Source organism: Fulvivirga ligni (assembly GCF_021389935.1).
Taxonomy (GTDB): Bacteria; Bacteroidota; Bacteroidia; order Cytophagales; family Cyclobacteriaceae; genus Fulvivirga; species Fulvivirga ligni.
The window spans coordinates 2,574,417-2,599,617 of sequence record NZ_CP089979.1 but is presented as its reverse complement, the minus strand read 5'-3'; the positions used below and the strand labels follow the sequence as shown (position 1 = coordinate 2,599,617).

The following is a 25,201-nucleotide window of genomic DNA, read 5'->3' as shown; positions in this document are numbered from 1 at the left end:
TAATCCCTATTTAATCTTTATTTTTGGCTTCTGAACATAAATACCCATCATGAAGCAAGTAGAGCCTTACAAGCCCAAGAATAAGATAAGAATCGTTACCGCTGCCAGCCTTTTTGACGGTCATGATGCTGCCATTAATATCATGCGCAGAATCATTCAGTCTACAGGCTGTGAAGTGATACATTTAGGGCATGATAGAAGTGTAGAAGAGGTAGTAAATACGGCCATACAAGAAGATGCTCAGGCCATAGCCATGACATCTTATCAAGGTGGTCACACAGAGTATTTTAAATATATGTATGATCTACTCAAAGAAAAGGGTTCAGATCATATCAAGATATTCGGCGGAGGTGGCGGTGTTATCCTCCCTGAAGAAATTAAAGAATTGCACGAGTATGGTGTAACCCGCATCTACTCTCCTGATGATGGTAGATCTATGGGTCTGCAAGGCATGATCAATGACATGATAGAGCAGTGCGACTTCCCTACTGGAGAATCCCTAAACGGTGAGGTGGCTCATCTACCAGAAAGGTCTCCATTGGCCATAGCCAAGTTAATATCTGCCGCCGAAAACTTCCCGGAAAAGAACCAGCAATACCTGAATGAGGTACACACTCTGGCAGACAAAGTAGAAATACCAGTACTAGGTATAACTGGTACCGGTGGTGCAGGAAAATCGTCTTTAGTAGATGAACTTGTAAGAAGGTTTTTAATTGACTTTGAAGATAAAAATATCGCAATTATCTCTGTAGATCCGTCTAAAAGAAAGACAGGCGGAGCGTTACTAGGAGATAGAATTCGCATGAACGCTATCAAGAACAATCGTGTTTACATGCGTTCATTAGCTACCAGACAATCTAATCTGGCGCTTTCTAAGCATATAAAAGAGGCCATTCAAATATTGAAAGCCAGCACTTTTGATCTTATTATTCTGGAGACTTCTGGTATCGGCCAATCAGATACTGAAATCACTGACCACTCTGATGTGAGTCTATACGTGATGACGCCTGAATACGGCGCCGCCACGCAGCTGGAAAAGATCGATATGCTTGATTTTGCAGATGTAATCGCCGTTAATAAATTCGATAAGAGAGGTTCTTTGGATGCTTTACGCGATGTAAAGAAACAATATAAGCGCAACCATCAACTTTGGGAGACTCCTGATGAGGACATCCCTGTTTATGGCACTATCGCTTCTCAATTTAATGATCCTGGCATGAACAGGCTCTATAAGGAGGTAATGGATGTGATTGTAAAGAAGACCGGAGCCAGCCTGGAGTCTACTTTCGAAATCACAGATGAAATGTCTGAAAAGATTTTTGTTATTCCTCCACATAGAACCCGATACCTTTCAGAAATAGCTGAGACCAATCGTGGCTATGATCAATGGGCTAAAAATCAGGCTGATGTAGCCCAAAAGCTCTATGCCATTGAAAAGTCGATAGACACGCTGAAAGATTCTGACATCGAAGATAAAGACCGCTTGATTAAGGGATTACAGGAATCTTATGAAAAAGTGGCCCTTAACTTCGATCCGAAAAACCAGAAAGTGCTTGATGACTGGTCTGAGAAAAAGGACAAATACGGCAAAGAATTATATACTTTTAAAGTAAGAGATAAAGAGATTTCTATAAAAACACATACGGAGTCATTATCTCATTCTCAGATACCAAAGATAGCCTTACCTAAATACGAAGGTTGGGGAGATAGATTGCAGTGGATCCTTCAGGAGAACGTTCCTGGGGAGTTTCCTTATACCGCAGGTATTTATCCATTCAAAAGAGAAGGTGAAGACCCAACTAGAATGTTTGCTGGTGAAGGTGGCCCTGAGAGAACGAACAGAAGATTTCACTATGTGAGTAAGGATATGCCTGCCAAAAGGCTTTCTACCGCATTTGACTCTGTAACCTTATATGGTAACGACCCGGATTACCGACCAGATATCTATGGTAAAATTGGTAATGCCGGAGTTTCCATCTGCTGCCTTGACGATGCTAAAAAACTATACTCTGGATTTAACCTAGCAGATCCATTAACGTCAGTTTCCATGACTATCAATGGGCCTGCTCCTATGCTTCTAGGGTTCTTTATGAATGCCGCCATTGATCAGCAATGCGAGCTATACATCAAAGAAAATGGACTCGAAGATGAGGTAGAAGCAAAGATAAAGAGCATTTACAAAGGTCGTGAAGATGAAAGACCAACTTATCAGGGAGATTTACCTGAAGGCAATGATGGCTTAGGAATAATGCTATTAGGCGTAACTGGTGATCAGGTGCTACCTGCTGATGTTTATGAGAACATCAAACAGAAAACTTTAGCCACGGTAAGAGGAACCGTTCAGGCAGACATCTTAAAGGAAGATCAGGCGCAAAACACCTGCATTTTCTCTACTGAATTTGCCTTAAGATTAATGGGTGACGTGCAGGAGTATTTCATTGAACAAAACGTAAGAAACTTCTATTCTGTATCCATTTCAGGGTATCACATTGCTGAGGCTGGGGCTAACCCAATTACACAGTTAGCCTTCACATTAGCTAATGGCTTCACCTATGTAGAGTACTATCTGAGCAGATGTATGGATATCAATAAGTTTGCTCCTAACCTATCCTTCTTCTTCTCTAACGGAATTGATCCTGAATATGCGGTAATCGGTAGAGTGGCAAGAAGAATCTGGGCGAAAGCCATGAGAGAAAAATATGGAGCTGATGCCAGATCTCAGATGTTAAAATATCACATTCAAACTTCAGGTCGTTCGTTGCACGCTCAGGAGATTGATTTTAATGATATCAGAACTACCCTTCAGGCATTATACGCTATTTATGATAACTGTAACTCGTTGCATACCAATGCTTATGATGAAGCTATCACTACTCCTACGGAAGAGTCTGTGAGACGAGCTATGGCTATTCAGTTAATCATTAACAAAGAATTGGGGCTAGCCAAAAATGAAAATCCACTACAGGGTTCATTCATTATCGAAGAACTTACGGATTTAGTAGAAGAAGCGGTACTCACAGAATTTGATAGAATTACTGAACGTGGTGGTGTTCTTGGTGCGATGGAAACCATGTATCAACGTAGTAAGATACAGGAAGAGAGCCTTCACTATGAAACACTGAAACATTCAGGACAATATCCTATCATAGGTGTGAATACATTCTTAAGCTCAAAAGGGTCTCCTACGGTTATACCGCAGGAGGTGATCAGAGCTACCAAAGATGAAAAAGAATACCAGATAGATATGCTCGGACGCTTACACAACCATTATGCAGATGAATCACAAAAGCAACTTGGTTTGATTAAGAATGCGGCCATTCAAAACGAAAATATTTTTGAGTCTATTATGGAAGCTTCGAAATATTGCTCCCTGGGTGAGATAACTACCTCACTTTTTGAAGTGGGTGGCGAATACCGAAGAAATATGTAAAATTAATGAAGAAGGCAGCTGAAAGGTTGCCTTCTTTTATTTTAGGCTAATTGAGGTAAAAGCTGTCCTTATGTTTTTGCTCCTGCTGCAAAATGAATTTCTGATACTTCAAGCGCTCCAAAAGAAACTTCTCGCGTTTCATATTGCTCAATAGCTTCAAATACTTGATCCTGTCACCAATATCTAAATTTAGCTCATTGGCAATATCGTGGATATCAAAATCGTCATCTATGTCGGTGACATTTTTGAGAGCCATATAGGCTTTGAATTTCTCCACAAATGGAGCACTCATAGGTTCGATCTTCGAGGCATCAAGTTGATAAACTTTACCCCCTGGGTAGAGCTTCTTTTTCCATTTATTATAATATTGGGTAAGCAAGAAGGTATCTACGCACTTGGCTAATATATCACACTCGCCCGTTTCATATCTTTTTAAAATACTCTCAAGCTTCATGATCCCTCCCATCCTATCTTTATTCAAACCATGGCTGTAGTAAATACCAAATAACGCTCCTTTTTCTTCCACATCTTTCAGCATTTGCTTATAGCGAGGTTCAAAAATGTGCAGAGGTACTAACTCGTTTGGTAATGGTAAAATGGCTAACGGGAAAACCGGTATATCAGAAAAATGCTGCATCTATTTAAGAACAGGATCGCTATACTAATGTTATGCTATAACGCGCATTTATTTTACTTTAACCGATCACAACTATGTAGATTACAATGACATAAAAACTTATCTCTTATTTGGGATTATTTATTATCTTATGCCTCCATAATTGTAATTGAGTCTTAATTAATGACTTCACAATCAATCAACAACTCTGAATCATACTCAGACCTCCTTCATTTCATCCAGTATGCACCGGTGGCGGTAGCTATGTTTGATAAGGAGATGAACTATGTGGCCTGTAGCCAAAAATGGCTGGCTGACTGGTGGGTGCAGGAAAAACCCATCACCATCCCTGAAGTCATAGGTAAAAATCATTATGATCTTTTTGATGATGTGGCACCCTATTGGAAAAGTGTGCACAAGAGAGCTTTAAAAGGAGCCATTGAATTTAATGATAGTGATGAGTTTGTTAAAGCCAATGGTGAAAAGGAATATTTAAGATGGGATGTTCGTCCTTGGCGTAATGAAAAAAGGAGATCAGCGGTGTAATCCTGTTTACAGAGTTTATTACTGATCGGAAGAAAAACGAGCAACTGGTAAAAAGTAGCCAGAAGAAGCTAAGTACTCTCGTGGAAAACATTCCTGGTATGGCCTACAGTTGCTCTGGAGATCAGAACAGGACCATCCAGTTTGTAAGTAGCGCCTCTCTTGAGCTTACCGGATACAGCCCTGAGGACTTCAAAAAGGAAAGCACTACCAACTTCACCAAACTAATCTTACCAGAAGACAGGGAATATGTTTGGAATACTATTGAAAGAAGTTTAAAAAAGAAGCAGCCTTTTGAGGTCAACTATAGAATAAAGACCAAAGGTGGGACTATAAAAGAAATTGTAGAGCGCGGTCAGGGTGTTTTTGATCAAAATGGACAGCTTTTATCGGTAGAAGGCATCTTGCTAGATGTAAGTCACCAAAAGGCATTAGAATCTGACTTGAATAAAAGTAGGATGAACCTGCTGCATGCACAAGATGTGGCCAACATCGGCAGCTGGGAGCTGGATCTAACTACTAAAGAAATGCTATGGTCAGACCAGCTGTTCAAGATCTGCGGAGCAAAGCGCGCAGAGTTCAAGCCCAGTATTGAAACAGCCATAAGCTTTGTTCACCCTAGTGATAGAAAAAAACTGGAGACTAAGCTGAAAGGAATTGACAAGAAGGAGTTTAGGAAACAGACCGAATTTAGAATAGTGCGAGCTGATGGCGTGGTACGTTTTACGCAAGTTCGAACTGAGCTGAGTAAAGACGGTAATACCTTATTGGGCACCATGCAGGATATCACTGAAAGCAAATTGGCAGAAGTGGCACTGAAAGAAAGTGAAGCTAGGAACAAAGCCTTGCTTAAAGCTATTCCTGATATGATATTCACCCATCAGGTGGATGGCACCTTTCTGGATTTTGAGCTACCTGAAAACACATCTTTGAATGTTTCGAGGGCTCAAGTGGTAGGTAAAGATTTGGAAGCTCTTTTCCCAAAAAATATAGCTAATACATTACAGAAAAAATTCCTCGCAGCATATAAAACCAATAGTGGTCAATCCCTTGAGTTCGAACTTATTTTAGATAATGACAGGAAATATTTCGAAGCACGGATTGTGAAACATAAGCTTGGCCAGGTCCTGAGTATCATCAGAGACGTAACCAAGGCCAAACAAGATGAGCTGAATGCCGCTCAATCTTTAAAGAGTTTCTACACTGCCTTCCATATTAGCCCTATTGCTGTAACTATCAGCCATCTAAAAAATGGCGAATTGATAGATGTAAACCAGCGCTTTGCTGATCTGGTGAAACTTGAAAGAGAGGATATTATAGGCAAAACGTCATTAGACCTTAATTTTTGGAAAACTGAACACTCCAGAAAAGACTTTGTGGGTGAACTCAACAAAAACAAAAGAGTCTATGACTATGAAGCAGAAATCAGGGTGAGTGATGGCAGCTTTAAGGATGTGGTGCTCTCTGCTGAGATCATCACCATAGCTGAAGAGTCAGCTATTCTACTCATGATCTCTGACATTTCAGTAAGAAAAAAAAAATGAGAAAGAACTGCTAAAACTCACCGAAGAACTTACTAGTTCTAACCATGAGTTAAGGCAATTTGCTTATATCACTTCACACAATCTTCGGGGTCCTATTGTGAATATTGGTGCACTGATCAAATTCTTGAATAAAGATGACTGGAGTGACCCGGGCAACCCTGTGGTGATAGACAAGATTGAGCAGTCTTTCAATCAACTTAACTCTAGCCTTAACGACCTTATTAAGCTGGTGGCCATCAGAGATCAAAAATATCAGGCTGATGAAAAAATCTATTTTGGAGAGGTCTATAAAAGTGTTTACAATAGTATTGAGACTCAAATAAAAAGTGCTGAAGCTACTATAAATACAGATTTCAAGGTGAAAGCCGTGATGTATAAAAAGCCGTTATTAGAAAGCATATTACTTAATCTACTCACTAATGCCATCAAATACAGAAAAGAAGAGCCTCTACAGATCGATATAACTACAGATAAAGATGAAAATGGCACTATCTACCTGACGGTGAGAGACAATGGTCTGGGTATAGATCTGGAGAAGAACAGCAAACGGATTTTTGGAATGTACGAGCGTTTCCATGAAAACAAGGAAGGTAAAGGTCTTGGATTATATATTATAAAATCGCAAATTGAGTCCATGGGAGGGAAAATAGAATTAACCAGCACCCCAGATGTTGGCTCTACCTTCAAGGTCATTTTCACCAATAACAGTGATAGAAAATAACGTTAGAATGAAACTGAAGAACATTCTCATCATAGATGATGACAGTGTAGCTAATTTTATATTTAAGAAGGTGATAGAAATGGCTGAGGTTTCAGAGCAGATTATGACTTTCCCGCAGGCCAGCAAGGCTATTGAATACCTCATAAAACATTCCGAGCTGAACAGTGACGAGTTTCCCGATCTCATTTTTCTGGACATTAATATGCCCGTTATGAGTGGTTGGGATTTTCTGGAAAACTACCGCAGTGTAAGTAAACATTTTCCTAAAAAAACCATCTTATGCATGCTTAGCTCATCTGTTTATAAAGAAGATATAGACAGAGCCAAAAGCTATCCGGAAGTAAAGGAATACATCTCAAAACCACTTACCGAAGAGATTGTAAAAGATCTTCATCAAAAATATTTCCTATAAACAAAACTCATAATTTCGGCTGAAACCTTAATTATTTCTCATCTTTGCAGCGAAACACAAGATTATAGCAAATGAAAATTACTACTAATTATATATCGGACTACGAATATGTAGCCACTACTGAAGAAGGTCAGAAAGTGAAGATAGACATGAAAGATGCTGGCAAAACTGACCAGTCTCCCATGCAGTTAGTACTTTCTGCACTGACCGGATGTATTGCCGTTGAAATAGCCTTGGTAATCAAAAAACGAAGAAAAACTTTGGTAGACCTAATTATTGATGCTGAGGGAACTCGCAATGGTGAAGCTCCAAAATACTTCACTAATATCCACCTGAAGTTCACCTTAGTATCTCCAGATGCTAACAATGATGAGCTCTACAAAGCAACCAAGCTTAGCCTTGAAAAATATTGCTCAGTGGCATCATCACTGAAAGCGGACATTACATTCGAAACTGAAGTAGTTGAAAAGCAGTAATTAATGCTTTTCAACTAATTTTCCATTGAGAACTACCTCTTCAATTACATCGCCTCCAAAAGAATAAGGCATAAAACTATAAGAAGGTATCTCTTTGGTTATAAATACGTTAGCAACTTTACCGCGGGTTATACTTCCATGAGAATCAGATAGATCCATGGCGTATGCCGTATTAATGGTAGCAGCATTAATGGCCTCTTCTGGGGTCATTTTCATTTTTATACATGCTAATGACAGCATGAAAGCCATCTTACCACAAGGAGCACTTCCTGGGTTATAATCTGTAGCCAAGGCTAATGGTAAACCTGCATTAAGCATATCCCGAGCGGGAGGAAAGCTAGTACCCAAATAGAATGCTGCACCCGGAAGCAAAGTAGGCATCACTTCAGAGCCCTGTAGCACCTTAATCTCCGCCTCTCCCATAGCTTCTAAATGATCAACACTAAGCGCGCCCGTCTTTACTCCTACTTGTACACCTCCACTGATACTCAGCTGGTTCGCATGAATTTTTGGAATTAATCCATAACGCTTGCCCACTTCCATAATATCTTCCGTTTCCTCAACGGTGAAGAATCCTTGCTCACAAAATGCGTCAATATATTCAGCTAATTTTTGCTCCGCAACTGCAGGAATCATTTCATCTTTTATAAGCTTTATATAGTCCTCTCGGCTCATCTCTTTTGGAAAAGCATGAGCCCCTAAAAAAGTAGTTTTCACCGTCAATGGGGTTAACTCCCCTACCCTTTTGGCCACTTTGAGCATTTTCAATTCATCTTCTAGCGTAAGACCGTAGCCACTCTTTATCTCTACTGCACCAGTTCCAAAGCCTATAATTTCCCAGGCTCTTTTGAGCGTTCTTTCCAAAAGTTCATCTTCCGAAGTAGCCTGTAGCTTTTTAGCCGAATTAAGAATTCCTCCGCCCTTCGCCGCTATTTCCTGATAGGATAACCCTTTAATTTTATCTACAAACTCTTCTTCTCGGCTGGCTGCAAACACCAAGTGCGTGTGAGAGTCAACAAATGAAGGGAAAACGAATCTTCCGGTAGCATCAATTACTTCTTCTGCGGTATTAATGGTTAAGTCTGCCATTGAGCCATAGTCAGCAATTTTACCATTTTCGATATATAAAAAAGCATTATCAAGTACAGGGAGGTTCGCCATATCATCTCCTGCCACCCATTTCAGTGACTCTTCCCTTACCTGAACTAACTGCTTTATATTTTTAATAAGAATATCCATGAGGCAAAAATAAGGTCTTAAGTGCTAGATGACTAATGATTTAGCAGATGGTGTCCACAGATTTAGTTAAAAATGAGTGAGATTTTCATTTTTAGTCACTCTTAAGAATATACTCAACCTAAAACGCTATGAAAAAAACACTTCACCTCACCATCCTGCTGATGGCTTGTGTACTCATAAGCTTCTCAGCATTTTCTCAAGTAATTAATCCCCGAACGCTACCGCAAGAATGGGGAGAATATGGCATCGGCGACCCCTACATGTTAAAATTCAGGGGTAAATACTATTTATACTGCAGTACCAGAGATGATCAGACGGGCGTAAAATGCTGGAGCAGCTGGAATATGACCAATTGGAATTATGAAGGCTTGGTCACCACAGAATCTATCACTAAAGGGGCTTACGCACCTGAAGTAAACTACTGGAATGGCACTTTCTACATGTACACATCACCGGCTGGTCGTGGCCATTATGTGCTTTCAAGTGCCTCTCCTACCGGACCTTTTGTTTTAAGAACAGGCAATTTTGGACGAACCATTGACGGTTCGGTGTTCATAGATGATGATGGTTCCAAGTATTTTTCATACGCTGGTGGCGACGGTATACAGGCCGCAACCATGAGCGATATGATTACCGTAAACGGCGCCGCAGTAAACATCAATGCCAGGAGCAGAGGCTGGACTGAAGGCAGCACAATATTCAAAAGAAATGGCCTTTATTATGTAATCTACACTGGCAATCATGTTTTTAGCAAAGGCTACCGGGTGTACTGCTCCACCAGCACTGATCCGTTAGGCCCATACAATAGACAAAAAGAAAACCCGATTGTATTGCACAGCGAAGGTAGCTTCTTCGGCCTGGGGCATAGCTGTAATATCATTGGCCCTGATCTGGACACATGGTATATCGCATATCACAATCTTTTAGGACAAAGCTCCATTATAGGTCCTAACAGAAAGCTCAACATTGATCCAGTAGCTTTTAACGGTAATCAGCTCAGTGTACTGGGGCCTACTAATTGGTCTCAGCAAGCACCCAGATTACCAGCATTCTATGACCGCTGGGACAGAAACAACATTGGAAACAACTGGCAAAATATTAATGGCGGAAACTGGGGAATCTACAATCAGGAGTTATTATGGCAAGACAATAGAACCGGCTCCAGCTGGTTTAGACAAGTCTCCTCCAGCAGCACAGCTTCTGATTATACAGCTGAGTTCAATATGAAAGAAATGGGTAGAGGAGCTGATAACGCAAGGTTTGGAGTGGTCTTCAGTTATACTGATGAAAACAACTATGGCCAGGCCGTATTGAGTAGCTTTCTTAACAGAATAGAAGTAAACTTTAAAGTAAACGGTGGCTGGACTGGAGAACAGTTTGTGAACCTACCCGCTGGTTATGATTATCAGAAATGGCACTCCATGAGAGTAGAAAAAAGTGGCAATGTCTTTAAAGTGTATATAGACGGTATGCTGAAATTCACCCGAAACGAAGCATTAAACGGAGGAAAGATAGGTGTCACCACTTTTAATGATCATGCCGATTTTGGATATATTGCTTTTAACAATGCTGTGAATGGTAGCGCCATCTATGATATTCCTAAGCCCATTCCTGGTGAAGTACAGGCTGTTCATTTCAGCAATGCATATGACAATTCTGGCGGCAATATCGGTGGTGGCTATAGAAGCGGCAACGTAGATATAAGGGCAAATCCTGAAGGTGGCTTCAACATTGGCTGGAATGCCACTGGCGAATGGTATGAATATAAGGTCAATGTAAAAGAATCAGGATTTTACAATTTAGGATTAAGGTATGCAACCACCTTCGCTTCCAGCAAAGTAAAGATTCAATGTGACAACAGCGATGTGACAGGTGTTACGTCTTTACCCAGCACTGGCGATTGGAATAATTGGATAACACACAACCTAAAGAATTTATACCTACCTGTAGGAGAGCACATTATCAAACTTCAAACAGTAGAAGGTGAGTTTGATTTTTACACCTTAGAATTCGTAAAGTCTACCAACAATAGTGCTTCCGGAGGTGATAATTTCGATTCAGGTTACAATAACCTATGGAATTATAGCAATGGAGATTGGACCATTTCGAACGGAAATGCTTACTCACCTGACTTTGGAAAAAGAGTAATGGGATCTTCAGAATGGCATAATTATACTGTAAGTGCTGACATTATCTGCCCTGCCACTGGTAACGCAGGCATTATGTTTAGAGTTAAAAATCCTGCAAACGGCGGTGCAGGAAATGATTCTCAGCTAGGCACAGACTTCTTCCAAGGCTATTATGTTGGTATACAATCTGGCAATATAGTGCTAGGCAAAGAAAACTATGAATGGCAAGAGCTGGCCTCAGCGCCATATGCGTTAAGTGCAGGGCAATGGTATAATATTTCAGTGAGAGCTTATGATAATAATTTTCAGATATATGTCAATAACTCATTGGTAATCAATCACACAGATAACGATCCTTTTATTAATGGACGGGTGGGATTAAGATCACATGCCACCAGAACATTCTTTAATAATTTCAGTGTAAACGGAACTCCAAATAATGCCCGAAAAGCTGGCACTACTGAGTCCATGAAGCATCACTCTCCTAACCCGGTAAATGATGTTTTGATGTTGAAAGACGATCAATATAATGACTCAACGCTGCACATATACAGTACCGATGGTCGTTTAATAAAAACAGTAAAGGTGGAAAATAACAGTGTTAATGTTGAGGAACTTAGCCCAGGCATTTACTTATTACAAGCCGAAGAAAGTGTGGTTACAAAATTCGTAAAACAATAAACAAATAAGGGTGTCCGGATGGGCACCCTACTTTAATGAACATTGTATATTTAGGGCTGTTTTATAACAAAACTAAATGACATGTCAATATTTAAAAGTATACGCAAGTTTGGTAAGGTTGTCTCTGAAATAGACGTCTCAGAAACGCTCGAGGCGCTAGGTAAGCTGGACAGAACAGATCTGTACCAGATCATGAGCGTAATCAAATCTAAATCAAAGCCTTATACACCGCCTGCCATTGAAGGCGACTACTATCAATTAGCTCGATTCCTATCAGCAGAAGAAAGAGAAAAGCAACTTCAGGTAAGAGAATTTATGAATAGTGAAGTGAAGCCGATAGCCAATGAATATTGGAATAAGGCCGAATTCCCTATGCATTTGATCCCGAAAATGGCTGAGTTAAATATTTCTGGCCTTACTTATCAGGGGTACAACAGCCCAAAAGGAAGCTATCTTTTGGAGGGTTTTATTACCATGGAAATGGCCAGGGTTGATACATCTATTTCCACCTTTTTTGGAGTACACAGCGGGCTGGCTATGGGCAGTATCTATTTCTGTGGCAGTGAAGAGCAAAAGCAAAAATGGCTCCCTGCCATGCAGCGTATGGAAAAGATAGGCGCCTTTGGACTCACCGAACCTAATGTAGGCTCTGCCGTAGCCGGAGGGCTGGAAACTACCTGTAAAAAAGTGGGCGATAAGTGGATTCTCAACGGACAGAAAAAATGGATTGGTAATGCCACCTTTGCTGACTTGATCATTATCTGGGCAAGGAATGTTGAAAATCATAAAGTGCATGGCTTTATCGTGGAGAAAGATAATCCAGGGTTTAAAGCAGAGAAGCAAAAAGACAAAATGGCCCTTCGTACAGTTCAAAATGCCATTATCACGCTAACAGATTGTGAAATTACCGAAGAAAACAGACTTCAGGAATGTCACAGTTTTAAAGACACTGCCAAAGTATTAAAAGCCACTCGTGCTGGCGTTGCCTGGCAGGCAGTAGGTTGTGCCCGCGGTGCCTATGAATTGGCTCTTGATTATTCGCACAAGCGATATCAATTTGGCAAACCGATCGGTGCCTTTCAGCTCATTCAAGATCTGTTAGTAGAAATGCTCACTGACCTCACAGCTATTCAGAGTATGGCTTTCCACCTTTCTAAATTACAAGATGAAGGCACTATGACCGATGAACAGGCATCCCTTGCGAAAGTAGCCTGCAGCCGCCATACACGTGAAATTGTAGGTAAAGCAAGAGAAATTTTCGGAGGCAATGGTATATTATTAGAGCATGACATAGCAAGGTTTGTTGCCGATGCTGAAGCTATTTACACCTATGAAGGAACCAAGGAAGTAAATTCACTGATTGTAGGTAGGGATATAACTGGTATCAGTTCATTCTTATAATAATAAGAAGGTCTCAACCCGCGGATTGAGACCTTCTTAATTATGTTTTAAAGTATCATTCTAATACAAAACGTTTCACCTCTTCCTTACCACTACCACTTATATATTTTAAGTAGTAGGTACCCGATTTAAGTGATTGAAGGTCGAATGTGGCAATATTATCTTCAGAGCTCATTGGTATGCCTTTAAGAATATTCCCAGACTCATCCATTACCTCAATTTGATATTTACCCGAATTCGGATTAAGTAACACATTAAGCTGTTTGTTATCTACTGGGTTAGGAAATAAAGTCATTTCATCCTCCTGCCCAAATGGTTCTTCAAAACCATTGCAATCTCCTGTTCTATAGGTTCCCCTAAATGTAGCTCCATTACATGTGCCTCCAGTAACCGTTATGGACACATTGTAGGTGCTAAAAGGATTTAAATTTCTCAGTTGTATATAATTTCCATAGTTAGTAAAAGGTATGGAAGGTGTAACTGTCCAACTATAACCTGTAGCACCATCTGGCACAGGCGTTAAAATGGCCGCTACTATTGAGCAATCTTCTGCTGATAGAAACCTTACTTGCGACAAACACGGTGTAGGTGGATCCTGAACAGTTAAATACCTGGCTACACCTCTTCCATTAGTTGCACCAACTGATATAAGAGCAGTATTTCCCGTTAAGGTACGGTCAACTATGGCATTAGAAACGGTTGTACTCGACGTGCTGTAGATTAATTGGCCGTTTATGGTACCAATACCTACAGACCATTTCTGTGGTGTGCCGTTCAACCCCGTAACGGTAGCCGTAAACGGTTGGCCCTTAATAACAGTATTGTTATTTACACGACCAGGACCGCCTGTAACATTAATAATTTGACCATAAGAAGAAATCACGGCAAATAGTAATAGAACTGATAGTAAAATTGATTTTTTCATAGGATTTAGGTTTTATTGAAGGTTGAACATAGTATAGTACTCATGGCTCATCAGAACCATTATTTAATATATATAAAAAAAATGATAATTATTATAAAATATATTTTAAATTAAATTATATAGAAAGGCCTCCAAATTGGAGACCTTTTCTATTTCATTTTGGATTAGATATCAAGAGAATCCACAAAGGTTTTAGCCTTGTCTCCTAACTTCTCAGTAATAGCATTTCTTACAGTAGCGTATATTTCCTCATTCAGCACTATAGTTTGAGAACCTGCATAGAGATTAAGGTCCTTTGTAGACCAACTAAAGAATAAGAATCTAGTTTGACTTTCTTTAGCATGAAAATAAAATGCCCCCAGTGACATTTCCATACTCCCTTGACCATTTAACCTAGCTGTAGACATTTGGAAATTACCACTTTCTCCGGAAGATCCATGATTTTCAAAAAGCTTAATCTGGTTGCTATTTGGATCAGCATTTCTGAGTGCATCAATTGTAGCCTTGAGCACTGCAAGCTCATTTCCTGAAATGGCAGCAGCTAAAATATCCAGCACTACTTTATCCATTTCAACAGTGGTGCCATGCGCCTCCTGTCTACTAAAGCTAAAATCCTGGATTATCCATCCAACATTTTCTAATACCTCTTTATACTTATCATACCAGTTTACCGTTTGTGTTTCACGGTCATAAGCTTTATTTGCGGCCAACTGCGCTAACAGAGCTGAATTCATTACATCTTGCTGCAGTTGAGCAGGTACGCCAGATACAAATGAAATGGTGCTTCCAGCTACAACTGCCGCAGAGTCAGGCTCCTCACTAAGGTTTAACTGACCGGCTTTCAGCTGCAGTTGCTCTAATCGATTTGGACTTGCCAATTCCAAGCCTTTGACATAATCTGATCTTGTGGGTGTTTTAACTAATTCCATAACTTTTTCTATTTGGTTAGTTATTGAATTTAACCATTTCTTAGGGAGCAAAATCTAGGGTTCTTACTATCCTATCAGCTATGTATTTTTTCAGTGCAATGCTTATTTTAATAGATTCTATCTGTCAAAGTATGACGTTGATTATCAAACAGGCGATTTGAGAATCCAATGATTTAGCCGAATAGCCATATTGTAAGTAATTTCTATTATATAAAGTTAGGCATGGTTGGCGTTGAAATTATTAACAATAACCTTTATCGCCTTCCATCTTAAAAATGAAAAATAGAATTTTATAGGTTGCGTGTAGGCTACCTGTTACCTTTGAAATAAAGTAGTATTAACATAAGAAAAAATATATTTTAACTCATGAAACGACATCAACTTATCTTTCTCAGCCTTTTCTTAATAATCATCAGTTGCAAAAAGGATGATGAAGGGACAATAGATGCAGATCATCAAATTAATATTACCTCGCCTGAGGCAGAACAAACCTTGTGGAATGAGATCAAAATCACCACGGATATCACCTTCAATCAGTTCCCTTCAAAAGTGGAATTCTATTTGGGCGAAGAATTACTAGAAACGGTAACATCTGAGCCTTATGAAGCCACCTTTAATTCTCAGGATTATGACGATGGAGATTATAAAATCAAAGTGGTTTCTTATGACGATTTAGATGAGCAGGTAGCTTCGAAAGAGGTGGATTTTAAAATTTATAATACTTTGATTGATTTAACCATTCTAGGAAATTCATTGAAAACCAATCAATACATTCTACTGACGACCAACAAAGGTGAATTAATTGATTATATAAAAACTAATAATTCAGGGGAAGCTATAATAATTAAAAGACCTTTAGATTTTAATGATACTACTTTCGCTATGCACAACTTGGTATTAATGCCTATCATTAGTAATAATTACATATTTCTTGAAAGTGACTATGGTATGATCCCAAGAAAATTAACAATTGGTAAAAATATTGATCCGTTTCCTGAATACACCGGAGATGCTATCCTCAATTTCACGAACATTCCAGAGTTTTCTTTTGCAAAAATCTTAGTGCAAAATAGATCTTTAATTATAGACGATTTTACGAAACCGCTAACAATCAATATTTATGGAGAAAACGCAGATGCATACCTGTACTTAGAAACTGAAACAGGTCCTGCTTATATTCAGATCAATGATCTAATTGCCGACAATAATTATGATATTACTTTGTCTGATCTAAATTATGAAATGACAACGAAAAACTTTGAGGTAAATGATCCTTCCTTCAACATACTAAGCTTTACATTGCGAGGAATTCAGAATAGTCAAACAATATTTAAAACAAAAGATTTATTTACAAAAACTTTTAATGATCAAAGTGACATTAAGACCTTTGAATATAACATACCCACTTCTAATTTATTCGACAGTTATATTTCAACATCACAAGTGACTAATGATATAGTATCATATACCAATGAAAGCCACGGTTCACTTCCAGAAAAATTCTCTTACATAGACGCACATGCTTCTATAACGGGCTCAAATATTGAAGAAATATCTGCTGAAGTTAGTGGAAACTATGACTATATAATGTCTGCATGGACGAATAATATAAGTCAATCAACTACCACTAACTATACATGGTCCAGAAGATCAAAAACCATAGAAATAATACACTTTCCTGAAATACCCAATGATATTTTCGATTCATATCCTGAAATTACCGAGACAAATTTCAAGAACGGAGATGCTGTAAGTTTTATGGTTAGTCTAATAGATTATGAATCGTTAAGTTCTGATAAAAATCTATCATTAATACTATATCCAGCCACAGATATAGAATCAAGCCTTATTAAACATATGACAGTTCGCAAAAAATTTTAAAAGCAATTACTCCACAATACTCCTAAAGGTCAAGTTAATTCTTGGCCTTTTTATTTTTTTAGTGGGTGGTAACCTATGAAGCCAGTGGGTTTGTGTGGTGCCAGTCATCTCAAGCAGACTGCCATGGGCTAACACTAGCTCTACTTTCTCTTTGGTTTTCTTATGTTTAAAGGCGAATTTTCGCTCAGCCCCGAAGCTTAAGGACCCTATGGAGCCATTCTTTTTCAGATCTTCCTCACCATCACTATGCCAGGCCATGCTCTCTTCTCCTGTGTGGTAGAGGTTAAGCAGGCATGAGTTATAGGTCTCTCCTGTTTCTTTCTCTGTTATAGACTTAAGTTCTTCCAGCTCTTTAGTCCAGGGCAACGCGTATTTGGTGGTATTAGAATAAGTATATTCAAAGGCCTTATCTCCATACCAGGCGACCTTGCGCTTAGTGATGAACTTCTTTCCGAATATGTTAGCCTCATCATTCTTCCACTCTATGGTATCCATCAAAACATTAAAGTAATCATCTGCCTGCTTTTGACTTAAGATACAGCCGAAATAATGCACCGTACCTCCATAAGGAAGCCAGTTGGTGGTTTTATCTGGTTGAGGGCTAAATAGATCCATATTTCCAAAGTTGGTAAAATTCTCTCATACAATGTCCACAAGGTCTATAGCCTTGTTCTCTTGCCTCCTCTTCTGATAGAAAGAATACTCTATATTCATGCTTCATTCGTTTCCCCGATTTACACTGAAGCGTGCCATATATTTTCAATTTCTTATTTCCGGCAAATTGTATTTCATTTGACTTGATGAGTCTAAATAGCTGTTCTTTTGATATAGAAGAGTGGTTTAGCATAGATTAACGTTTCGCAGCTCTTAAGGGTCTTTCATTTTTGGCTTGATCTAAAAACGAAACAAAAAGATCAAGACTGTGATAAAAATTGCTAAATTTCAATCCATTACGCTAAAAACATCCAAACTTACCCGATTATCATCGGGCTCAAACAGGGATATTTTCTTAACGCTTCATTACTTGAAATTCTTAACGCATTTTCATCAAGGTCAATTTTAAAATTCATTTAATGCTATATAAACAAGCAACGTTCACCCGATTTACACTGAAGGGTGCCATATATTTTCAATTTCTTATTTCCAGCAAACTGTATTTCATTTGACTTGATGAGTCTAAATAGCTGTTCTTTTGATATAGAAGAGTGGTTCAGCATAGATCAACGTTATGCAGTTCTTATGGATCTTTCATTTTTGGCTTGATCCAAAAGCGAAACAAAAAGATCAAGACTGTGATAAAAATTGCTAAATTTCAATCCATACGCTAAAAATATCCAAACTCACCCGATTATCATCGGGCTCAAACAGGGATATTTTCTTAACGCTTCATTACTTGAAATTCTTAACGCATTTTCATCAAGGTCGGCCGTTTAATATAAAAACTAAGAAACCGCATCATGAAAAATAACTCCCATAGCATATCTCTCCCCTGATTCTACTTCACTTACTCCATGCTTCATAGTCACTCTGTAATAGCCTCTTGATCCTTTTACAGGCCGGAAATTGGTGGTAAAGATCACTAAATCACCTTTATTAGGCTTTAGCACTATCGCCTTAGATTGTGCTCTGGGTACCTGCTCTGTCATTATGAACTCGCCTCCGGTAAAATCCTTCCCTCTATCACTGAGCACCACAAGGGTTTGAATAGGAAAGTAAACATCTCCATATAAATCCTGATGCAGTGTATTATATCCGCCTTCTCCATATTTTAAAATCAAAGGAGTTGGTTTCATCTGCCCTTTTTCATGACATTCTTGTTTCAACTGCTCATAACCTGGAGGAAACTCCTTGTCAATATTTAAAACTTTCATCCAAGTATTGGCGATAGGCGCTAAATAAGGATATACATTCCTTCGAATACTGTCGATAAGATCGGGAAGAGGATATTTGAAATATTTATATTCTCCGCTACCAAATCTATACCTCTCCATCGGCACTATTTTTCTGTAAATTGCAGGAGCCGAATAGAGTTCTTTTAGCTCATCACATTCCTTTATCGATAAAAAGCCAGGTAAAATGGCATATCCTTTCGTATGCATTTCGGTAGCCACAGACTGCCAGTCTACCGCTTTCACTTTTGAAATTATACTTTCCATTACTGAGCTACCTTCACCCCTTCCCAACCGATGATAGCGGCCTTTCTGGTCGGTCCCCACATGTAGCCTCCAAACACTCCGGAGGATTGTATCACTCTGTGGCATGGAATCAAAAATGCTACTGGATTACAACCAATGGCGGTTCCCACTGCTCGTGAAGCTTTTGGATTGCCAATTTGCTCGGCGATTCTACCATAAGTAGAAAGTTTCCCCATTGGAATCTTCAACAAACTCTCCCATACTTTGAGCTGAAAATCAGTGCCTTTCAGATGCAACTTCACTTTAGATAGTTGGCTCCAATCCTTCTGAAAAATGAACAAGGCATTTTGCTGCATTAGGTCTAGCTTTCTAGACAGAGATGCATTGGGGAATTTAGCCTGTAGTTCAAGAAGCGCGGCCTCTTCATCTTGGTGGAAGGCCATATGACAAATACCTTTATGTGTAGAGGCCACCAGCAAATTACCGAATGGACTTTCAGCCCAGCTATAGTTAATACTCAGGTTTTTGCCCCCGTTCTTATACTCCGCCGGAGTCATTCCCTCGATGTTGATAAAGAGATCATGTAAGCGACTAGTACTGGAAAGTCCCGTTTCAAAGGTAGCATCGAATAGTGTCGCTCCCTCCTCTTGTTTTAAAATGCCTTTGGCATGTTCCAAGCTGATGTATTGTAAAAATTTCTTGGGGCTGGTGCCTGCCCATTCTGTAAATAGGCGTTGAAAGTGTGAAGGGCTCAGGTGCACCTTCTCAGCCACCTCATTCAGGTCGGGTTGCTGCTTAAAATGAGTTCGTAAATACTCTATAGCAGTGGCTATTCTATTGAAGCTTAAGTTTTCCTGCGTTTCCATTATTTGTAAAATTTATATTACAAAAATCGCAGGACATGGGCACCAATAAAATCCGAAACTTGCGGAGTTTAATTTAAGGTAGTATCACAAAAGGTCAGTACCTATCTGATCGTCTACCCTTCGAGTACCTCAGGGTGACTCGGTGGTGGCTTCATCTTGCTCTTTCGTCGCGTATCTCATTTTACGCGACCTCATACTAACCTCACGTTATATCATAACGTCATTCCGGAATTCTGAAGCGGGGCGGAAGAATATCCGGAATCTTACTGTTCAGTCTCTGTTACCGAGCGGTAAGATTCCGGCTCTCCGCTGCGCTGCGGCCGGAATGACGTTTTGTGCATAAGGATCACTTCGCACCAAAAAGCCAGTCACCTCCTGATCGTCTACCCTTCGAGTGCCTCAGGGTGACTCGGGTATGGTTTCATCTTGCTGCTTAGTCGTGAGGTAAAAGAAGATTGAAAAGAAGGCTTATCTCAAGTCCTTGGTGGCAGTTCATTACTATGGAATGCTAAAGCTCTCGGAAGACCTTGCAGCAAGAAAGATTTTTTTGTTACTTTTTTGATCGATTGCAAAAAAGTAAAAACACTGGACTATGGAAAGCTTTACAAATTCATAAGGCAATAGATTACCGAACGGTTGTGTCCTGGAATTAAGGGATGACCTCCTGATCGTCTACCCTTCGAGTGCCTCAGGGTGACTCCGTGGTGGCTTCATCTTGCTGTATCTTTGCGTATCTCATTTTACGCTACCTCATACTAACCTCACGTTATATCATAACGTCATTCCGGAATTCTGAAGCGGAGCGGAAGAATATCCGGAATCTTACTGTTCAGCCTCTGTACCGAGCGGTAAGATTCCGGCTCTCCACTGCGTTACGACCGGAATGACGCTTTGTGCATAAGGACCACCTCGCTCCAAAAGGTCTGCACCTATCCGATCGTCTACCCTTCGAGTACCTCAGGGTGACTCGGTGGTGGTGCCATCTTGCTCTATCGTTGCGTATCTCATTTTACGCGACCTCATACTAACCTCACGTTATATCATAACGTCATTCCGGAATTCTGAAGCGGGGCGGAAGAATATCCGGAATCTTACTGTTCAGTCTCTGTTACCGAGCGGTAAGATTCCGGCTCTCCGCTGCGCTGCGGCCGGAATGACGTTTTGTGCATAAGGATCACTTCGCACCAAAAAGCCAGTCGCCTCCTGATCGTCTACCCTTCGAGTGCCTCAGGGTGACGCGGTTGAAGCTCTGAGGTCAGGCTGAGGCACTCGAAGCCCAGACCGGTTAGTAGAACCAAACCTCAATCCTTATCGACCATCTGAGCCATTTTCTCACTGTATCTGGCTCCTGTGTTTGGGTATTTCTTTAATAAATCCTCAATCTTTTCAAGGTCTTTCGGAGACAGCTCAACATCCACACTGCCCGCGTTTTCTTCTAAATATTTACGCTTTTTAGTTCCAGGAATCGGTATGATGTGATCGCCCTGATGGAGAACCCAGGCTATTGCCAACTGTGCGGGTGTACATGTTTTTTCCTTTGCTATTTCAGCAAACTCTGCCGCCAGTTTTTGATTATTATCGGCATATTCCTCCTGATAACGAGGCAGTTGCTTCCTAAAATCATCTTCTTTCAAGTCGGATACATTTAATGTGTTTGTAACCAGGCCTCGAGCTAACGGACTAAATGGAACAAATGCAATTTTTAATTCTTTGCACAATGGAATAATCTCATCTTCCACTTCTCTGGTAAGCAATGAATACTCACTTTGTAATGCAGAAATAGGGTGAACTGCATGAGCCTTTCTTATAGAAGTAGCCGATGCCTCAGAAAGCCCCAGATATTTTACTTTTCCTTCCTTCACTAAATCAGCCATGGCACCTACCGTTTCCTCGATGGGCACATTTGGATCTACCCTATGCGTATAGTAAAGGTCTATCACATCTGTATTTAACCTTTTCAGACTGGCCTCCACTGCCTCTTTCACATGTTTGGGTGATCCATCAAAGTTATTATACATATTATCTCCCCAGATAAACCCGAATTTGGTAGCCAGGAAGATGTTATCTCTGTGCCCTTTCAGCACTTCCGAGATCAGCTTTTCATTTTCTCCATTACCATAGATATCTGCGGTATCCCAAAAGTTGATTCCCAGCTCTATGGAACGTTTCAAAGTGGCTATAGATTCTGCATCATCTCGCTCTCCATAGGCATGACTCATGCCCATACAACCTAAACCAATGGCAGATACTTTGACCCCTGTATTTCCTAATTCTCTATGTTTCATAATTGATTTTATTTTATGGTGAAGGTGTATCCAGGCCCACGATTTTTAATACCGTCTAGCCTTCGAGGGCCTCAGGCTTTGCGAGGAACGAAGTAACCCCGATATCACGACACTAACCACCTGATACACCTTCCAAATTCAACTATTATTTAGATAAAGCCTCAAACTCTTCGTCTGTAAGCTCTATTTCAGCAGCTTTAATATTTTCAGCCAGGTGATCCAGGGATTTGGTTCCCGGGATTAACAGGATGTTCTCTGCTCTTTTCATTAACCAGGCCAATGCTATCTGAGCAGTGGTAGCATCATATTTATTGGCTATTTTTTCGATCTTCTCCTGCATCTTATCCGGACCAGAAGCTAGAGGAAACCATGGAATGAAGGCCAAACCTTTCTCAGTGGTGTAATCCAGCACCTTTTCCCATTCTCTGTCTCCCAGATTATATCTATTTTGAACCGATACAATTGGCAGAATATCTTTCACTTCTTTGATCTGATCCACCGTAACCTCAGAAAGCCCAACATACTTTATCTTTCCAGCTTCCACGGCATCAATTACCGGTCTTAAAGTTTCTCTTACAGGCACTTTTGAATCGATACGATGTAATTGCCAAAGGTCTATCTGGTCTACATTCAGCCTTTCCAGGCTACCTTCAATACCTTTTTTAATATGATCAGGACTACCATTGGGCACCCAGTTATCAGGTCCAGGCCTTTCTAAGCCCGACTTGGTGGCTATCACTAAACCCTCCTTATAAGGGTGTAAAGCATCTGCAATCAGTTTTTCATTGGTATATGGACCATATGAATCAGCCGTATCAATGAAGTTCACACCCATTTCCACTGCCTGCTGAAGCACTTTAATTCCATTCTCTCTATCGGGAACTTCACCCCAAACACCTTTACCCGTAAGCTGCATACCTCCGAAGCCTAATCTATTCACTTCAAGGTCGCCAATTTTATATGTTAAATTTACTTTTTCTGTTACCATAACTATTCAAGTTTATTAGGTTAGTTGATATTACTATAATGTCTTTAAACGCTTTTAGTTAACCCAAAGACCATTATTTTAAGTTAAATTTCAATTAAACTGTCACTACTACTTTTCCTACTGTATGGCCCGTCTCTACCTGCTCATGTGCCTTTGCCAATTGCTCAAAAGGATAGGTCTTCGAAACATGGGCTTTCACCTTGCCCGATGCCAATAGCTCCGCCAACTGATCCATGTCATCTCCATTAGATTGCACCAAATAAGCTATTCCTTTGACTCCCCTTTCTTTTGCCAGTGTGGCGGCCTCTTCATTGAGTCCCAGATTGCTCACCAATGTTCCGCCTTCTTTAATGACCCGAATAGATCTTTTGATATGATCACCACCTACAATTTCGATGACCAGATCCACATCAGAAACCACGTCTTCAAAATCCTGAGTTTTATAATCAATGTGCTCATCTGCACCCAACCCTAAAACAAAATCTCTGTTAGCACCTGATGAAGAGCCAATTACATAAGCACCCAGGCTCTTAGCTATTTGCACCGCATAATGCCCCACACCACCAGAAGCAGCGTGTACCAACACCTTTTGTCCAGCTTTTACACCCGCCTGATGCACAAGATCCTGATAAGCAGTTAAGGCTGCCAGTGTAGTTGCAGCTGCCTCTTCAAAAGATATATTCTCTGGCTTTAAAGCCAGGTGATCAGCCGGAGATGCCACATATTCTGCGTACGCCTTGCCATGTCCGGGGAAGTTCACCATTCCAAAAACCGCATCATCTTTTTTAAACTTGGTTACATCCGCACCAACTTCCTCCACTATGCCAGACACGTCCCAACCCAAGACGATAGGATTTTCCTGCTCTAACTTTCCATAAAAAGCTTTGCCTGCCCTTGTCTTCACATCTACAGGATTAATGCTCAAGGCCCTCACCTTAATCAGCACTTCATTACTATTAACGGATGGCTTTTCAATCTCCTTCAGTTTCAATTCCTCTATTCCACCACCTTTTTCTATTATTATTGCTTTCATTTTTTCAGTTCTCGTTTAAATACATAGCAAATATATACCAGTTAACAAGCGATATACTGGTACATGTTTTCGTATTTTCGGTAATTTTGTGTCATGCAGAAGCTGAGCTTATATCAACCGTACGAAATAGAGTATGTAACCATGGAGGAAAGTCCGGCCGTGGGACATAAGAATACCTTTTTTGAATTGGTATATGTACTGTCAGGATCAGGAAAGCAGTGTATCAACAACAGCAAATTCAGATACATTGAAAATCACATGTTCCTGATCACCCCGAATGATTGTCATAAATTTGAAATAGAAAAGCCTACCACATTCTTCTTCCTGCGCTTTAATGATATCTATATCAAATCATCTGGTTTACAGGCTAATAACATCGAAAGAATAGAGTTTATGCTGCAAAATGCAGGCAAACAGCCTGGCTGTATTTTGAAGAATCAAACCGATAAGCTACTGGTAAGGCCGATGGTTGAAGCCATAGTTCGCGAGTACCTGAACCAGGATCTTTACAACACGGAACTTACCCAACAAATGATCAATACTTTGATTGTGGTAGTGACCAGGAACATTGCCAAATTCTTACCTGACAGCATCACAGAATACAGCGAAGAAAAGATACTCGACATTCTTCATTACATCCAACAAAACATTTATGAGCCCGAGAAAATCAGGTCTAAAGCCATCAGTGAAATATTTGGTATCTCTGAATCATACCTTGGGCGATATTTCAAGAAACACACCTCTGAAACACTGCAGCAATACATTAATAACTACAGACTCAAACTCATAGAGCACAGACTAAAACATAGCAACCTAAGAATCAATGAAATTGCCTTTAACATGGGCTTTACAGATGAAAGCCACTTGAATAAATTTTTTAGAAAGAACAGAGGAATGAGTCCGGTAGCGTTTAGGAAGGAGATAAGGGCATTGGTGCAAATGCAATGAAAAGTGTTTTCACAAACCT

General features: G+C 40.0%; 21 protein-coding genes. 10 read left to right on the top strand and 11 right to left on the bottom strand.

Going from position 1 to position 25,201, the window contains the following annotated elements; translation table 11 throughout:
* Positions 1-49: 49 nt before the first annotated feature.
* Complete coding sequence (locus tag LVD16_RS11225; protein ID WP_233774036.1) at positions 50-3,430, top strand: methylmalonyl-CoA mutase family protein; 3,381 nt, start codon at positions 50-52, stop codon at positions 3,428-3,430.
* 46 nt (positions 3,431-3,476) lie between these two features.
* Here the strand turns inward: LVD16_RS11225 and LVD16_RS11220 are convergent, their stop codons facing one another.
* Entirely contained in the window at positions 3,477-4,067 is a 591-nt protein-coding gene (locus LVD16_RS11220; protein WP_233774035.1) for an LON peptidase substrate-binding domain-containing protein, read from the bottom strand.
* A gap of 162 nt (positions 4,068-4,229) precedes the next feature.
* Here LVD16_RS11220 and LVD16_RS11215 point away from each other — a divergent pair, with 162 nt between their 5' ends.
* The 5 genes from LVD16_RS11215 to LVD16_RS11195 all read left to right on the top strand — a co-directional run bounded on the left by LVD16_RS11215 (position 4,230) and on the right by LVD16_RS11195 (position 7,742).
* A complete protein-coding gene (locus tag LVD16_RS11215; RefSeq protein ID WP_233774034.1) occupies positions 4,230-4,592 on the top strand; it encodes a PAS domain-containing protein in 363 nt (120 codons plus the stop codon).
* Entirely contained in the window at positions 4,580-6,133 is a 1,554-nt protein-coding gene (locus LVD16_RS11210; protein ID WP_306309404.1) for a PAS domain-containing protein, read from the top strand. The genes LVD16_RS11215 and LVD16_RS11210 overlap by 13 nt, the downstream gene beginning before the upstream one ends.
* A 124-nt stretch (positions 6,134-6,257) precedes the next feature.
* Positions 6,258-6,854, top strand: coding sequence for an ATP-binding protein (locus LVD16_RS11205; protein WP_233774032.1), 597 nt, complete (start codon positions 6,258-6,260; stop codon positions 6,852-6,854).
* A 7-nt stretch (positions 6,855-6,861) separates the two neighbouring features.
* A complete protein-coding gene (locus LVD16_RS11200; RefSeq protein WP_233774031.1) occupies positions 6,862-7,266 on the top strand; it encodes a response regulator in 405 nt (134 codons plus the stop codon).
* Positions 7,267-7,337: 71 nt separating this feature from the next.
* On the top strand, positions 7,338-7,742 hold the full coding sequence (locus LVD16_RS11195; protein ID WP_233774030.1) for an OsmC family protein: 405 nt from the start codon (positions 7,338-7,340) through the stop codon (positions 7,740-7,742).
* Here LVD16_RS11195 and hutI read toward each other — a convergent pair whose 3' ends face one another.
* Positions 7,743-8,981, bottom strand: coding sequence for an imidazolonepropionase (hutI, locus tag LVD16_RS11190; protein ID WP_233774029.1), 1,239 nt, complete (start codon positions 8,979-8,981; stop codon positions 7,743-7,745).
* A 128-nt stretch (positions 8,982-9,109) separates the two neighbouring features.
* Between hutI and LVD16_RS11185 the strand changes: the two genes are divergently transcribed.
* Together LVD16_RS11185 and LVD16_RS11180 are read left to right on the top strand one after the other, a co-directional pair.
* On the top strand, positions 9,110-11,791 hold the full coding sequence (locus tag LVD16_RS11185) for a family 43 glycosylhydrolase (protein ID WP_233774028.1): 2,682 nt from the start codon (positions 9,110-9,112) through the stop codon (positions 11,789-11,791).
* Between the two features lie 81 nt (positions 11,792-11,872).
* Positions 11,873-13,192, top strand: a complete 1,320-nt coding sequence (locus LVD16_RS11180; RefSeq protein WP_233774027.1) for an acyl-CoA dehydrogenase family protein — start codon at positions 11,873-11,875, stop codon at positions 13,190-13,192.
* 55 nt (positions 13,193-13,247) lie between these two features.
* Here LVD16_RS11180 and LVD16_RS11175 read toward each other — a convergent pair whose 3' ends face one another.
* Entirely contained in the window at positions 13,248-14,117 is an 870-nt protein-coding gene (locus tag LVD16_RS11175) for a T9SS type A sorting domain-containing protein (RefSeq protein WP_233774026.1), read from the bottom strand.
* A gap of 164 nt (positions 14,118-14,281) precedes the next feature.
* Positions 14,282-15,046: a hypothetical protein gene (locus tag LVD16_RS11170; RefSeq protein ID WP_233774025.1), complete on the bottom strand. Its 765-nt coding sequence runs from the start codon at positions 15,044-15,046 to the stop codon at positions 14,282-14,284.
* A 366-nt stretch (positions 15,047-15,412) separates the two neighbouring features.
* Between LVD16_RS11170 and LVD16_RS11165 the strand changes: the two genes are divergently transcribed.
* The gene (locus LVD16_RS11165; RefSeq protein ID WP_233774024.1) at positions 15,413-16,927 is read left to right on the top strand and encodes an Ig-like domain-containing protein; all 1,515 of its coding nucleotides are present in this window, start codon (positions 15,413-15,415) and stop codon (positions 16,925-16,927) included.
* Positions 16,928-16,933: 6 nt separating this feature from the next.
* On the opposite strand, the gene LVD16_RS11160 is transcribed toward LVD16_RS11165, so the two are convergent.
* The 7 genes from LVD16_RS11160 to LVD16_RS11130 all read right to left on the bottom strand — a co-directional run bounded on the left by LVD16_RS11160 (position 16,934) and on the right by LVD16_RS11130 (position 24,234).
* The gene (locus LVD16_RS11160) at positions 16,934-17,542 is read right to left on the bottom strand and encodes an alpha-ketoglutarate-dependent dioxygenase AlkB family protein (RefSeq protein WP_233774023.1); all 609 of its coding nucleotides are present in this window, start codon (positions 17,540-17,542) and stop codon (positions 16,934-16,936) included.
* Positions 17,529-17,774, bottom strand: a complete 246-nt coding sequence (locus LVD16_RS11155) for an Ada metal-binding domain-containing protein (RefSeq protein WP_233774022.1) — start codon at positions 17,772-17,774, stop codon at positions 17,529-17,531. Before LVD16_RS11155 ends, LVD16_RS11160 begins: the two co-directional genes overlap by 14 nt.
* 595 nt (positions 17,775-18,369) lie before the next feature.
* A complete protein-coding gene (locus LVD16_RS11150) occupies positions 18,370-19,083 on the bottom strand; it encodes a 2OG-Fe(II) oxygenase (RefSeq protein ID WP_233774021.1) in 714 nt (237 codons plus the stop codon).
* Positions 19,083-19,928, bottom strand: coding sequence for a methylated-DNA--[protein]-cysteine S-methyltransferase (locus tag LVD16_RS11145; protein WP_233774020.1), 846 nt, complete (start codon positions 19,926-19,928; stop codon positions 19,083-19,085). The genes LVD16_RS11150 and LVD16_RS11145 overlap by 1 nt, the downstream gene beginning before the upstream one ends.
* A gap of 1,301 nt (positions 19,929-21,229) precedes the next feature.
* A complete protein-coding gene (locus tag LVD16_RS11140; RefSeq protein WP_233774019.1) occupies positions 21,230-22,213 on the bottom strand; it encodes an aldo/keto reductase in 984 nt (327 codons plus the stop codon).
* Between the two features lie 145 nt (positions 22,214-22,358).
* Entirely contained in the window at positions 22,359-23,201 is an 843-nt protein-coding gene (locus tag LVD16_RS11135; RefSeq protein WP_233774018.1) for an aldo/keto reductase, read from the bottom strand.
* 94 nt (positions 23,202-23,295) lie between these two features.
* The gene (locus LVD16_RS11130) at positions 23,296-24,234 is read right to left on the bottom strand and encodes an NADP-dependent oxidoreductase (RefSeq protein ID WP_233774017.1); all 939 of its coding nucleotides are present in this window, start codon (positions 24,232-24,234) and stop codon (positions 23,296-23,298) included.
* A gap of 93 nt (positions 24,235-24,327) precedes the next feature.
* On the opposite strand from LVD16_RS11130, the gene LVD16_RS11125 reads away from it, so the two are divergent.
* The gene (locus LVD16_RS11125) at positions 24,328-25,182 is read left to right on the top strand and encodes an AraC family transcriptional regulator (RefSeq protein ID WP_233774016.1); all 855 of its coding nucleotides are present in this window, start codon (positions 24,328-24,330) and stop codon (positions 25,180-25,182) included.
* Positions 25,183-25,201: the final 19 nt, after the last annotated feature.

Bases quoted from the DNA above. Each gene is read 5' to 3' on its own strand.
- LVD16_RS11200 (WP_233774031.1), top strand. From the start codon at position 6,862: ATGAAACTGAAGAACATTCTCATCATAGATGATGACAGTGTAGCTAAT.
- LVD16_RS11165 (WP_233774024.1), top strand. From the start codon at position 15,413: ATGAAACGACATCAACTTATCTTTCTCAGCCTTTTCTTAATAATCATC.
- LVD16_RS11125 (WP_233774016.1), top strand. From the start codon at position 24,328: ATGCAGAAGCTGAGCTTATATCAACCGTACGAAATAGAGTATGTAACC.
- LVD16_RS11215 (WP_233774034.1), top strand. From the start codon at position 4,230: ATGACTTCACAATCAATCAACAACTCTGAATCATACTCAGACCTCCTT.
- LVD16_RS11220 (WP_233774035.1), bottom strand. From the start codon at position 4,067: ATGCAGCATTTTTCTGATATACCGGTTTTCCCGTTAGCCATTTTACCA.
- LVD16_RS11180 (WP_233774027.1), top strand. From the start codon at position 11,873: ATGTCAATATTTAAAAGTATACGCAAGTTTGGTAAGGTTGTCTCTGAA.
- LVD16_RS11175 (WP_233774026.1), bottom strand. From the start codon at position 14,117: ATGAAAAAATCAATTTTACTATCAGTTCTATTACTATTTGCCGTGATT.
- LVD16_RS11130 (WP_233774017.1), bottom strand. From the start codon at position 24,234: ATGAAAGCAATAATAATAGAAAAAGGTGGTGGAATAGAGGAATTGAAA.
- LVD16_RS11155 (WP_233774022.1), bottom strand. From the start codon at position 17,774: ATGCTAAACCACTCTTCTATATCAAAAGAACAGCTATTTAGACTCATC.
- LVD16_RS11145 (WP_233774020.1), bottom strand. From the start codon at position 19,928: ATGGAAACGCAGGAAAACTTAAGCTTCAATAGAATAGCCACTGCTATA.
- LVD16_RS11185 (WP_233774028.1), top strand. From the start codon at position 9,110: ATGAAAAAAACACTTCACCTCACCATCCTGCTGATGGCTTGTGTACTC.
- LVD16_RS11170 (WP_233774025.1), bottom strand. From the start codon at position 15,046: ATGGAATTAGTTAAAACACCCACAAGATCAGATTATGTCAAAGGCTTG.
- hutI (WP_233774029.1), bottom strand. From the start codon at position 8,981: ATGGATATTCTTATTAAAAATATAAAGCAGTTAGTTCAGGTAAGGGAA.
- LVD16_RS11135 (WP_233774018.1), bottom strand. From the start codon at position 23,201: ATGGTAACAGAAAAAGTAAATTTAACATATAAAATTGGCGACCTTGAA.
- LVD16_RS11150 (WP_233774021.1), bottom strand. From the start codon at position 19,083: ATGGAAAGTATAATTTCAAAAGTGAAAGCGGTAGACTGGCAGTCTGTG.
- LVD16_RS11225 (WP_233774036.1), top strand. From the start codon at position 50: ATGAAGCAAGTAGAGCCTTACAAGCCCAAGAATAAGATAAGAATCGTT.
- LVD16_RS11160 (WP_233774023.1), bottom strand. From the start codon at position 17,542: ATGGATCTATTTAGCCCTCAACCAGATAAAACCACCAACTGGCTTCCT.
- LVD16_RS11195 (WP_233774030.1), top strand. From the start codon at position 7,338: ATGAAAATTACTACTAATTATATATCGGACTACGAATATGTAGCCACT.
- LVD16_RS11140 (WP_233774019.1), bottom strand. From the start codon at position 22,213: ATGAAACATAGAGAATTAGGAAATACAGGGGTCAAAGTATCTGCCATT.